General features: G+C 36.7%; 9 protein-coding genes. 1 reads left to right on the top strand and 8 read right to left on the bottom strand.

Annotation, left to right across the window (positions count from 1 at the left end; translation table 11 throughout):
* Positions 1–350 (top strand): transposase (locus tag WKT09_RS04910; protein WP_340414975.1); only part of this gene is annotated, 350 nt, incomplete at its 5' end.
* Between the two features lie 251 nt (positions 351–601).
* On the opposite strand, the gene WKT09_RS04905 is transcribed toward WKT09_RS04910, so the two are convergent.
* From WKT09_RS04905 to ligA, 8 genes are all read right to left on the bottom strand, one after another.
* Positions 602–1,540: a diacylglycerol kinase gene (locus WKT09_RS04905; protein WP_340414974.1), complete on the bottom strand. Its 939-nt coding sequence runs from the start codon at positions 1,538–1,540 to the stop codon at positions 602–604.
* A 124-nt stretch (positions 1,541–1,664) separates the two neighbouring features.
* A complete protein-coding gene (gatB, locus tag WKT09_RS04900) occupies positions 1,665–3,092 on the bottom strand; it encodes an Asp-tRNA(Asn)/Glu-tRNA(Gln) amidotransferase subunit GatB (RefSeq protein WP_340414973.1) in 1,428 nt (475 codons plus the stop codon).
* Positions 3,089–4,561 (bottom strand): Asp-tRNA(Asn)/Glu-tRNA(Gln) amidotransferase subunit GatA, encoded by a 1,473-nt coding sequence (gene gatA / locus WKT09_RS04895; protein WP_340414972.1) that lies wholly within the window; start codon positions 4,559–4,561, stop codon positions 3,089–3,091. Before gatA ends, gatB begins: the two co-directional genes overlap by 4 nt.
* Before the next feature lie 13 nt (positions 4,562–4,574).
* Positions 4,575–4,865, bottom strand: coding sequence for an Asp-tRNA(Asn)/Glu-tRNA(Gln) amidotransferase subunit GatC (gene gatC / locus WKT09_RS04890; protein ID WP_336268087.1), 291 nt, complete (start codon positions 4,863–4,865; stop codon positions 4,575–4,577).
* A 212-nt stretch (positions 4,866–5,077) separates the two neighbouring features.
* Entirely contained in the window at positions 5,078–6,568 is a 1,491-nt protein-coding gene (putP, locus tag WKT09_RS04885) for a sodium/proline symporter PutP (protein WP_340414971.1), read from the bottom strand.
* Between the two features lie 1,009 nt (positions 6,569–7,577).
* Complete coding sequence (gene pruA, locus WKT09_RS04880) at positions 7,578–9,131, bottom strand: L-glutamate gamma-semialdehyde dehydrogenase (RefSeq protein WP_340414970.1); 1,554 nt, start codon at positions 9,129–9,131, stop codon at positions 7,578–7,580.
* 160 nt (positions 9,132–9,291) lie between these two features.
* Positions 9,292–10,419, bottom strand: a complete 1,128-nt coding sequence (locus WKT09_RS04875; protein ID WP_340414969.1) for a CamS family sex pheromone protein — start codon at positions 10,417–10,419, stop codon at positions 9,292–9,294.
* Between the two features lie 3 nt (positions 10,420–10,422).
* Positions 10,423–12,432, bottom strand: coding sequence for an NAD-dependent DNA ligase LigA (gene ligA / locus WKT09_RS04870; RefSeq protein WP_340414968.1), 2,010 nt, complete (start codon positions 12,430–12,432; stop codon positions 10,423–10,425).

The raw sequence follows: 12,432 nt of genomic DNA, 5'->3' as shown, positions 1-12,432 counted from the left end.
ACATGGAAGTTGAAGAAAATGCTGTAGTACTAAGGTCATATCAAGGACAAATGACTAAGTTCATTACGGCTAAATTGACATTTACACTAAATATTGTTGACCAATCGTTATATTTTCGATATATGAAGACAAGTATAAAGGCATTGAAAAAGCATTTACCGTATATTGAGCATAGATTGATATATCCATACAATAACGGTCGTATTGAAGGAATTAATAATAAAATAAAGGTATGGAATCGCGTTACATATGGATATCGATATTTTCATCACTTTAAAAAGAGAATCATTTTACACTTTAAATGGAGATCCATCATACAAAGTAAAAAATCCTCCCCCCTTAGAGCTTAAACTACAAAGGAAGAGGAAACCGGCATGTAAACATCCATATGAAATGTACATAGACGTTTGCGTAAAAAAAGGCCTAGATAAGACAAGGGAAATCAAAGCCTGAGCTTGTATTTGCAGCCGCATGCGGAAAGCGGAGTGCATTTCCGAAGTGACATATTCATGCTATTCTTATTGGCTCAACACAATTAAATAGTAGATGACTTTAAGAAGGTCACCAACACCATTTGACAAAGAGCCAAAAAAGCGAAACATTACTCGTTTCGCTTTTCTAGTTTTGCTCTTATTTCATTTTCTTTCTGTTTAAACTCTCGACTAACAAAAAATTCAATATGTTGCATTAAATTTGTAAATTCCCCGGGCAATAATCCACCATATTCCCCATCTAAATTTAATTGCATTCGTTTTTTTGGTGTCACTTTAATCTTTTTCGCTTGTGTGTAAATGACTAAATCATCATCAATATGATTCCCTCTTAATCCAGTCGTTGCAATTCGAAGGAATTCTGCTAAGTTCGTTTTCTTTAAAATAAGTAAATCAAAATAGCCGTCATCAATTAATGCATCAGGGGCGAGTTTTTCAAAACCGCCAACAGAGTTTGTGTTTGCAACGAGAAATAGCATAATATCGCCTTCGAACACTTTATCATCATACTCAATTTTTACAGAAGCTGGACGTAAAGATGGCAACATTTCAATTCCTTTTACATAGTAAGCTAGTTGACCGATAGCAGCTTTTAATTTAATCGGTACATCATATGTTAATTCCGTTAAATCACCACCACCAGCAATATTAATAAAATAATGCTCATTCACTTTTCCAATATCAAGTGCTTGAATATGTTCTTCTAAAATAATATCAACTGCTTTATGTATTTCACGCGGAATCATTAATGCTCTAGCAAAATCATTCGTCGTCCCCGCTGGAATAATACCTAATTTTGGACGATAATCTTGCTCCGCAATTCCATGAACAACTTCATTAATTGTTCCATCTCCGCCAGCAACGACGATCATGTCATATTTTCTCTCTACAGCAATTTTCGCCGCTTCTGTTGCGTCTCCTTCACCTGTTGTTGCGTGTGCAGATGTTTCATAACCTGCTTTTTCAAAACGCTCTAACACTGCTGGCAATTCTTTTTTAAATACTTCACGTCCTGCACTAGGGTTGTATATAATACGTGCCCGTTTCATTTGATGACCTCCTCAAATTAGAGCAAAACAATAAAAAGGAAACACGAACAAGATTCGACGATGACGTTTCACAACAACTTCGTAACATAATGTCCGTGTTTACTAAATATCGATAGTAATGTAATTACTGTTTATCTAATTCTTCTTTTAAAATTTTGTTAACTAATGGTGGGTTTGCTTGTCCTTTTGTCGCTTTCATCGTTTGACCGACCAAGAATCCAAGCGCTTTTCCTTTACCGTCTTTATAGTCAGCAACTGATTGTTCATTATTCGCTAATACTTCTAAAATAATGTCACGAAGTTGACCCTCATCAGAAATTTGTGCTAACCCTTTTTCTTTTACGATCACTTCAGGATCTCCACCATTTTCAATTAATTCTAGGAAAATGTCTTTTCCAATTTTCGACGAAATAGTTCCATCTTTAATTAATTGAATCATTTTAGCTAATCCTTCTGGTGTAATAGCAAGATCTTCTAATTCTTTTAAATGCTTATTCATATAAGCAGAAAGATCCCCCATCATCCAGTTAGAAGCTTGTTTTGCATCTGCACCTAATTCAACTGTTTTCTCAAAGAAATCAGCCATTTGAATCGTTGCCGTTAATACACCGGCATCATATTCTGGTAAACCTAACTCTTCTACATAGCGTTTTTTACGAGCGTCTGGTAGTTCAGGAATTTGTTTACGAATTTCTTCCTTCCATTCATCACTAATAAATAGTGGGACAATGTCAGGGTCTGGTAGGAAACGATAGTCATCTGCACTATCTTTTACACGCATTAAAATCGTCTTTTTCGTTTTTTCATCGTAACGACGTGTTTCTTGTTGAATGACGCCACCTTCTGATAAAATTTTTGCTTGACGTTTTTCTTCATATTCTAATCCAGCACGAACGAATGCGAATGAGTTTAAGTTCTTTAACTCTGTTTTGGTACCAAATTCTTTTTGTCCAACTGGTCGTAATGAAATGTTCGCATCACAACGTAATGAACCTTCTTCCATCCGTACATCCGATACTCCTGTATATTGAATAATCGATTTTAATTTCTCTAAATAAGCATATGCTTCTTCAGGTGAACGGATATCTGGTTCTGATACGATTTCAATTAATGGTGTTCCTTGACGGTTGTAATCGACTAAAGAACCATCTAGTCCGTGTGTTAATTTACCAGCATCTTCTTCTAAATGAATACGTTCGATACCGATTTTTTTCTTTTCTCCATTCACTTCAATCTCAATCCAACCATTTTCCCCAATCGGTTGAGCGTCTTGTGAGATTTGGTATGCTGCTGGGTTATCCGGATAGAAATAGTGTTTACGGTCAAATACTGTTTCCGAAGCGATATCACAATTTAATGCCATCGAAGCTTTCATTCCGAAGTTAACAGCTTCTTCGTTTAAAACTGGCAATGTCCCAGGATACCCTAAGTCCTTCGGGTTAATATTTGTGTTTGGTGCTTCTCCAAATGCGTTTGGGCTTGAGGAGAAAATTTTTGTATTTGTTTTTAATTCTACGTGTACTTCTAATCCAATTACTGTTTCGAATTTCATGCCTCCGCACCCCCTAAGTTTGGACGCTTTTTATGATGATTTGTCGCTTGTTCATATGCATATGCAACACGATAAATCGTTTGTTCATCAAAATGCTTTCCGATAATTTGTAACCCTAATGGTAAACCTTCTTCCGTGTAACCACTTGGAACAGAAATTGCTGGTAATCCAGCTAAGTTTACAGGTACTGTTAACATATCACTCATATACATTGTTAATGGATCTTTTACAACTGAGTCAAACTCAAATGCAGCTGTCGGAGCCGTTGGGCCGACAATAACATCATAATGTTCAAAAGCCGCTTTAAAGTCGTTTGCAATTAACGTACGTACTTTTTGCGCTTTACGGAAGTATGCTTCGTTAAAGTTATCCCGACCACTTAATATAGTTGAACCTGTTAAGATTCGACGTTTCGCCTCTTCCCCGAAACCTTCTGTACGTGATTTCTTAAACATATCGATCATATCTGTCGCTTTCTCTGAACGATGACCAAAACGAACACCGTCAAAGCGCGCTAAACTTGAAGATACCTCTGCATTTGCAATAATGTAGTAAACTGCATCCGCATACGCTAAATGTGGTAAGTTTACTTCTTCTACTGTTGCACCTAATAGTTCATACATTTTTAATGCATTTTCAACAGATTCTTTTACTTCTTCTGATACACCTTCACCTAAAAATTGCTTCGGTACTGCAATTTTTAAACCTTTTAATTCACTTGTTAAATTTTCAGCATATGCTGGAACTTGTTCTTTACTGCTTGTCATATCATTTTTATCATGACCGGCAATTACTTCTAATACTCGTGCGTTATCTTCAACTGTACGTGTCATTGGACCAATTTGATCTAATGATGGTGCCATTGCAACTGCTCCAAAGCGAGATACTAATCCGTATGTAGGCTTCATACCAACGATACCACAAAATGCCGCCGGTTGACGGATTGATCCACCAGTGTCAGTTCCTAAAGAAAACATGACTTCTCCCGCTGCAACTGCTGCTGCCGAACCACCACTTGAACCACCTGGTACATGATTTAAATTCCATGGATTACGAGTTTTCTTAAATGCAGATGACTCTGTGGATGAACCCATCGCAAATTCGTCCATGTTTAATTTCCCCATAAATAATGCATCTTCTGTAGACAATTTTTGTATGACTGTTGCATCATATAATGGGTCGAAGTTTTCTAGCATTTTACTTGCACATGTTAAGTTTAAACCGTTCATTGCAATATTATCTTTAATCCCTGCTGGAATAGCACTTAATTTTTTATCATAAGCTTTCGTTTCATCGATCTTTGCCGCTTTTTCTAAAGCTATTTCTTCTGATACTTGTAAAAATGCTTGTACATCACCGTCTACAGCTTTAATTTGATCAAGAGAAAGTTCCGCTAACTCTGTTGCACTAATTTCCTCGTTTTGTAACATTTGTTCTACTTGCTTAATCGTATAATTATGTAAACTCACGTTTTGCCCTCCTTTAGTCCATGATTGATGGAACTTTGATTTGACGTTCTTCCAATTCTGGTGCATTTTCCAATGCTTTTTCTCGATTTTCCCATACGACTGGTTCGTCTTTACGTAGAACATTCGTTGTCGCATTTCCGTTTGTCGTTGGTTTTACACCGTCTGTATTTATTTCATTAATTTTTTCCGTAAAGGTAATAATTTCTGTAATTTGTTCACTGTACATTGCCGCTTCTTCATCCGTTAATTCTAAACGTACTAAGTCAGCAGTTCTTAAAATATCTTCTTTTGTAATATTTGCCATTTTGGTTCACCTCCAAATATATAAACTCTTTATATGTGTCACAATTTTGCTTCATATTCAGCTTCGTTTTCATTTATAAAATAAAGAGTACAACACTCTTGATAATAGCAGAAACACAACTGTTTTCGCAACTATTCGCACTGTTTTTGACGTATTTTCCACGAAAAAAAGCCATTCGATCTCTTTACAAAAAATCGAATGGACTCTCTCTTTTATGAACGTTCTTTTTTTAGCAATGTAATCGTTTCATCAAATTCAGCTTCGATCGTAGTGTTTTCTTTATATGTCGCTTTACTAACGATGATTGTTATGAATAAATTTAATAAAAATCCTGGTACAATTTCATACAATGTATCTGTAAGTACTGGAGTCATGCCCCAAATTAATACTGTAATCGCACCAACAATCATCCCACTAAGTGCACCGATGTTCGTAATTTTCCTCCAATAAAGTGTAAGCAAAATGATTGGTCCAAATGAGGCTCCAAATCCCGCCCATGCGAAGGAGACGAGCTTTAAAATCGTATCTGTTTTCCCCCAAGCAAAACCTAATGCAATGAGAGATACAAATAGGACGGAGATACGCCCAAGGAATACATATGTTTTATCTTTGGCATCACTTTTAATAATCGCTTTATATAAGTCCTCAATAAGTGCTGATGAAGTCACAATTAATTGCGAGGAAATCGTACTCATTACTGCTGCTAAAATTGCCGCCAACATAATACCTGCGATAAACGGATGGAAAATAATTTGCCCTAATTCAATAAAAATTGCCTCAGGGTCTGTCAGCTCTAGTTGAGGATTTTGCTGAAAATATGCAATCCCTATTAAAGCTGTACACATGGCACCAATTAAACTAAGCGCCATCCAACCAATACCAATTCGACGTGCCTCTCTCGTTTCTTTTACCGATTTTATTGCCATAAATCGCACAATAATATGTGGTTGCCCAAAATAACCGAGCCCCCAAGCTAATGAGGAAATAACCCCTAATATTGTAGCACCTTTCCATAAACTTAATCGATTCGGATCAACCGCCTCAATCGATTGAACCGTTTCCGTAAATCCTCCCGTAAGGAAAACCCCAAATACCGGCACGAGGATCAACGCTAAAAACATAATTAATCCTTGCACGAAGTCTGTATAACTTACTGCTAAAAATCCTCCGAATAACGTATAGGACACAACGACAATGGAAACGATAATCAATCCTGTATGATAGGATAATCCAAATGAACTTTCAAAAAAGACGCCTCCTGCAACCATTCCCGAAGATACGTAAAATGTAAAGAAGATTAAGATGATAATTCCAGAAGCAACACGGAGGATACGTGTTGAATCTTTTAACCTATTTTCTAAATAACTAGGGATTGTAATGGAGTTATTCGATACTTGTGTATACATTCTTAATCTCGGCGCAACGAAAATCCAGTTTAAATATGCTCCGATTGTGAGACCAATCGCAAGCCATGCTTCCACTAGACCTGTGGTATAAATAGCACCTGGAAGTCCCATTAGTAACCAACCAGACATATCAGCTGCCCCAGCACTTAAAGCAGTTACTGCCGGACCGAGCGCTCTCCCACCTAGCATATAATCTGTTAAATTCCTTGTTCTTCTGAATGCATACCATCCTATTACCAACATCGCAATCATATATAGGATAATCGCAATTAATTGAAATATATATTCCGAAGCCATATCATTCCTCCTTTAAAATTTTAATTATTGTATATGTATGCACATTTTCATAAAAAAATATATTGTACTCATGATAGCATTATACGGAAAAATAAGTTCATTTGAAATAATTTGCCTTTTTTAATCGACTTAATGTTTGGCGGATGCGACCACACGTTTAATGGATGCAATAAACGAAATTTGGATGCAATAAACGTGAAAACAGATGCAATAAACAAATTTTAGATGCAACGAACGCGAAAACAGATGCAATAAACAAATTTCAGATGCAACAAATGCGAAAACAGATGCAATAAACAAAATTTGGAGGCAACAAACGCGGAAACAGATGCAATAAACAAATTTTAGATGCAACGAACGCGAAAACAGATGCAATAAACAAATTTCAGATGCAACGAATGCGAAAACAGATGCGATAAGCAAATTTCAGATGCAACGAACGCGAAAACAGATGCAATAAACAAAATTCAGATGCAACAAACGTGAAAACAGATGCGATAAACATTATTCAGATGCAATAAACGCAAAAACAGATGCAATAAACAAATTTTAGATGCAACGAACGCGAAAACAGATGCAATAAACAAATTTCAGATGCAACGAATGCGAAAACAGATGCGATAAGCAAATTTCAGATGCAACGAACGCGAAAACAGATGCGATAAGCAAATTTCAGATGCAACGAACGCGAAAACAGATGCAATAAACAAAATTCAGATGCAACGAATGTGAAAACAGATGCGATAAACAAATCTTAGATGCAACAAACGTGAAAACAGATGCAATAAACAAATTTCAGATGCAACAAACACAAAAACAGATGCAATAAACAAAATTTGGATGCAACAAACACGAAAACAGATGCAATAAACAAAATTTGGATGCAACGAACGCGAAAACAGATGCGATAATCAAAATTCAGATGCAACCACCAATCCAAACCATCAAAACAAAAGGAAATTTAGCGACAAATTGTGCTAAATTTCCTTGTCCTATCCAACATAGCGAGTTAAAACATTTCAGATGTCGTTTTACCTTGCATATGGTGAATTAAATAGTCTGGGCCTCCAGCTTTAGAATCTGTTCCTGACATATTGAATCCACCAAATGGTTGATAACCGACAATAGCGCCAGTACAACCACGATTAAAATATAAATTTCCCACGTGGAAGTCACGACGAGCTTGTTCTAGATGAGCACGATTATTTGTAAAAACCGCGCCAGTTAGCCCGTAATCCGTATTGTTCGCAATCTCAATTGCTTCTGTAAAATCTTTTGCACTCGTTAAGGCAACGACTGGACCGAAAATTTCTTCTTGCATGATTCTTGCCTCAGGATCCACATCAACAAATACTGTTGGATCAATAAACCAACCTATTTCTGAATTTCCGCTTCCACCAGCTGCGAGTGTTCCTTCACTCTTTCCTAAATCAATGTAACTCATGATTTTCTTATATGCTGCTTCGTCAATAACAGGGCCCGTAAAATACTCATTTGTGGCAGGGTCACCTGCACGCATTTCTTTTGCTAAGGAAACGACAAGATGTTTCACTTCTTCATACACATCTTGATGAATCACCGCACGAGAACAGGCTGAACATTTTTGCCCTGAAAAACCGAAAGCAGATTTCACAATAGAATCAGCTGCCAATTGTAAGTCTGCATCTTTATCCACAACAATTGTGTCTTTCCCACCCATTTCAATAATCGTTCGCTTTAGCCATTTTTGACCTTTATCTTCATGAACGATGCCTGCACGTTGGAATATTCTCGTTCCAACTTCACGCGAACCTGTAAAACTAATAAAACGTGTACGCGGATGATCGACTAAATAATCTCCAACTTCTCCACCAGGTCCAGGAATATAATTAATCACACCTTTTGGCAAACCAGCCTCTTCTAATACCTCCATAAATTTATAGGCAATCACTGGCGTTGCGCTTGCTGGCTTTAATAAAACTGTATTCCCAGTAACCATTGCGGCCGCAGTGGTCCCTGCCATAATCGCAAATAAAAAATTCCACGGTGATATAACTACACCGACTCCTAGTGGGATATAATGAAATTGATTATACTCAATTGGTCTACTTTCTACATGTACTCCATCTTTTAACGCCAACATTTGTCTCCCATAATATTCTAAAAAATCAATTGCCTCTGCTGTATCCGCATCCGCTTCATTCCACGGCTTTCCGCCTTCTTTTATTAATAACGCACTAAATTCATGCTTTCTTTTTCGAATAATTGCCGCTGCTTTAAATAAAATATCCGCACGAAATTTCGGATCAGAAGAACGCCACGTTTCAAATGTTTGATCTGCCACTTGCATTGCACGTTCTGCTAATTGTTTATTCGATTTTGCGACAAATCCAACAACTTCCTCCCGATTTGCAGGGTTAACAGAAATGATTTTTTCTTCCGTCATGACACGTTCTCCATCAATAATTAACGGATACGTTTCCCCTAATTGTGTTGTTACATATTCAATGGCTTCTTCCATTGCACGTCTATTCTCTTCTACTGTAAAATCTGTGAAAGGTTCATGTTTGTAAGGTACTACCATAAAGAATTCCTCCTTTATTTGTGAGTAACATTACGTGAAAACTATTCCCCACATATTTTTTCTATACTATTAGTATAAACGTAATTTAAAGCGCTTTCAACGCCCGTTTATATAAAAAATTCCATGCAATGTTTTTCACTCACTGCATGGAATCATCCTATTAATTAAAAATGTGTACGGTCGGGTCTTCGTCACCGGCTTGACGGAAAATCACACTTTCCACTCCATCTGCTGACGTTACTTCAAGCTCAAAATCATAATGATTTGGAAAAATTTCTTTTACTAATCCATAAGCATATTGTGTAAAGCCGACAATTTCTCCTTGACCATAAAACTCAATCGGCACATCAATTGACATACGATTTAAATTTTTCTTCACATAAAACCCGTTCCCGACAATTCCTACATAATTCGGGAAATACTCTTCTAACTTATCACTAAACTCTTTGAATTTTTGATAGTCTTCATAATATTTATCTTTTGCTTTATTTGATGGGAACATGACATGTTCTTCGTCTAATGTTTCCCATTTACCAATCTTTTTATCGCCTTGTTTTACTTCTGTTTTCGCTACAAAACTACCTGGCACTGGTGAAGATTGCTCCTCTTCTCTAAATAAAGCAATCATGACAGGAATATCCTCAATACCTTCTTGATCATATACTTGTTGACGAACTTCGTCTAACACTTTTTCGGCAATTTTTTTACCCTCTTTTAACATTTCGTCTTTTGAAATATCTTCATAATAGTCTGGTCCACCAATTTCTGTTTGGAATTTATATACAGATTTTAGCGAAATGCCAATCGACACACCGACCAACTCAACACTATCATCTTTTCTTTCTAAAAAGTTTTGCTCTAATACATGTGAAAAGACACGTGGATTATTTCGATGTTCTTTAATTTTATCTTCTTTTTTCTTTTTTTCCTTCACCTTTGGATTTAAAGAATCGATTAAATCATATACAGCTTCCGTGCTTAAATATTGTCCTTCTTCAAACACATATTTTTTTGGATCAAACATGTCTGTTGAATGGCGACGTAATCCTTCTTCTAATTCATTGATATCGACACGGTTAGAAATTTGGTTCGTAATTGCCCCACGTGCAGCACTCGGTCTATATGGCAACATTATTTTATATTGATTTTCCGATAATGAATAATTTGGAATCACAGAAATTTCCTGTTCTCCTTCATTATCCGGTTGCACAATTTCTTCTTCTTTTTTACTACTACAACTAGCTAAAAACAGGAGTAGACAACTTAATATTATCATTAATCGTTTCATTGCTTACACTCCCTTTTTCATTTCTTCATCTAAACGATTTTCGTCCCATACTTCAATCCCTAATTCAACTGCTTTATCATATTTAGACCCTGCAGCTTCTCCAGCAATGACTAAATCCGTATTTTTACTCACGCTGCTAGTTACTTTACCACCATTTGCTTCAATGAAATCTTTTGCATCACGTCGTGTGAAACGTTCTAATTTCCCAGTTAATACGACTGTTTTATTCATGAAAACTGCTTCATCTAATGTTGCCTCTGCCACTTGTGCAAATGTCATATTTACCCCTAAATCTTTTAATACCGTAATTAATTGTTGTACTTCCTCTTGAGAAAAATATTGCACAATTGCATCTGCCATTTTCTCCCCAATTTCATCCACTTCCACTAACTCCTCATATGTTGCATGTTGAATCCGATCCATCGTTTGGAATGTTTCAGCTAAAATTCTTGCAGCTTTTGCACCAATATGACGAATGCCTAAACCGAATAATAATTTATCTAATCCATTTTCTTTCGATACTTCAATAGCATCAATTAAATTAGTTGCCGATTTTTCACCCATTCTTTCTAACGGTAATAAATCTTCTTTTGTTAAACGGTATAGATCATCAATGGACGTAACTAGTTGTTCATTAAAAAGTTGCTCAATTACTTTCTCCCCTAACCCATCAATGTTCATCGCATCTCTAGATGCAAAATGGATTAGTCCTTCACGTAATTGTGCCGGACAATTAGGATTCATGCAACGTAGCGCTACCTCTTCATCTAGGTGAACAAGGTCTGAACCACATGCTGGGCAAGTTTTAGGCATTTCATATGGTTCCTCATCTCCCGTTCGTTCCTCCACAATGACTCGAACGACTTTAGGAATAATATCTCCCGCCTTCTTTAATATGACGGTATCACCAATTCGAATATCCAATGCTTCAATTTGGTCTTTGTTATGAAGTGTTGCACGACTAACTGTAGAACCATCGATAAGAACAGGCTCCAATACCGCTGTCGGCGTTACGACACCTGTACGACCAACACTTAATTCTACATCCATCATTTTGGTAACCGCTTCTGTAGCTGGAAACTTATACGCAGTTGCCCAACGCGGGGTTCTAGCTGTATACCCTAAACGTTCTTGATCTTCTAAATCATCTACTTTAATAACAATTCCATCAATTTCATAAGGTAATTCGTTTCGATGCTCTGTCCAGTACTCCACATATTCAATCACTTCGTCCATTGAATGACATACTTTAAATTCTTTATTTATTTTAAATCCTTTTGATTGTAAATAAATTAATCGTTCACTATGTTTCGTAATGTCATTTACTTCCCAAGCGCCATATCCGTAAAGAAATAAATCTAAATTTCGCGATGCAGCAATTTTGGGATCTAATTGCCGTAATGAACCTGCCGCAGCATTTCGGGGATTCGCAAACAATGCCTCCCCTTCTTTTTCACGTGCTTCATTTAAAGCGGCAAAAGAACGTTTCGGCATGAACGCTTCTCCACGTACTTCAACTGTTCGATTTTCATCAATAGATAAAGGCACACTACGAATCGTCCGCAAATTACTCGTAATATTTTCTCCGATAGTTCCATCCCCACGAGTAGCACCACGAACAAATTTACCCTCTTCATATATTAAGCTAATCGCTAATCCATCGATCTTTAACTCACATACATATGTAACTTGTTCCTTTCCTAGCCCTGTCGATACTCGACGATGGAAATCACGTAATTCTGCTAGATCAAACACGTTACTTAAACTTAACATTGGTACTTCATGTTCCACTTTTTCAAAGTAATCCAGTGGCTCTGCCCCAACACGTTTGGTTGGTGAATGTTTATCCGCTAAATCCGGATAGTCTGTTTCCAATTGTAGTAGCTCATGGAAAAGTCGATCATACTCCGCATCCGGAACAGATGGTTCATCAAGCACATAATATTCATGCGCATATTTATTTAATTTTTGTATAATGGTATTCATTTGTTCTTTTATTTGTTGTTTTTCCAT

The organism is Pseudogracilibacillus sp. ICA-222130, assembly GCF_037892545.1.
Lineage (GTDB): Bacteria > Bacillota > Bacilli > Bacillales > Amphibacillaceae > Pseudogracilibacillus.
The sequence above is the reverse complement of the archived record's forward strand: the minus strand, read 5'-3'. Positions and strand labels throughout refer to the sequence as shown.

Bases quoted from the DNA above. Each gene is read 5' to 3' on its own strand.
- gatC (WP_336268087.1), bottom strand. From the start codon at position 4,865: ATGGCAAATATTACAAAAGAAGATATTTTAAGAACTGCTGACTTAGTA.
- pruA (WP_340414970.1), bottom strand. From the start codon at position 9,131: ATGGTAGTACCTTACAAACATGAACCTTTCACAGATTTTACAGTAGAA.
- gatB (WP_340414973.1), bottom strand. From the start codon at position 3,092: ATGAAATTCGAAACAGTAATTGGATTAGAAGTACACGTAGAATTAAAA.
- putP (WP_340414971.1), bottom strand. From the start codon at position 6,568: ATGGCTTCGGAATATATATTTCAATTAATTGCGATTATCCTATATATG.
- WKT09_RS04875 (WP_340414969.1), bottom strand. From the start codon at position 10,419: ATGAAACGATTAATGATAATATTAAGTTGTCTACTCCTGTTTTTAGCT.
- WKT09_RS04905 (WP_340414974.1), bottom strand. From the start codon at position 1,540: ATGAAACGGGCACGTATTATATACAACCCTAGTGCAGGACGTGAAGTA.
- ligA (WP_340414968.1), bottom strand. From the start codon at position 12,432: ATGGAAAAACAACAAATAAAAGAACAAATGAATACCATTATACAAAAA.